Below are 374 nucleotides of genomic sequence, written 5' to 3'. Positions count from 1 at the left end.
GATTTAGAACATGGGCTTGAGCAACTTAATCGATTAACAACATCACAATATACACTGGATATAAGACCAAGCGATAGTGTGGGATATTCTTCTATTTTTATTGTTCAGAATAATAAAAAACTTGCATTTAAAAATCAATTAACCGTTGATCTAAGAATAAGCTTACAGTTAAAGTGATAGAGGGAAAAATAAAAGATATTTTTATTAATAATACTTCTTCTCGATTAATTAATATTATCTTTCCATTGTACAAAGAAAAAATACTTAATCTACGCGATTTAGAACATGGGCTTGAGCAACTTAATCGATTAACAACATCACAATATACACTGGATATAAGACCAAGCGATAGTGTGGGATATTCTTCTATTTTT

The 374-nt window shown here is 28.9% G+C and carries 1 protein-coding gene; it reads left to right on the top strand.

Annotated elements, in window-relative coordinates:
• Window positions 1-173: 173 nt before the first annotated feature.
• Window positions 174-374, top strand: a 201-nt coding sequence (locus tag BHE89_RS21960; RefSeq protein ID WP_286146414.1) for a POTRA domain-containing protein, incomplete at its 3' end; no start/stop codon positions are given.

The sequence above is a fragment of the Shigella sp. FC1967 genome (assembly GCF_001743005.1).
In the GTDB taxonomy this organism is placed as follows: Bacteria; Pseudomonadota; Gammaproteobacteria; order Enterobacterales; family Enterobacteriaceae; genus Proteus.
Note: the sequence above shows the minus strand (reverse complement) of the source record. Positions and strands in the feature narration are given on the sequence as shown.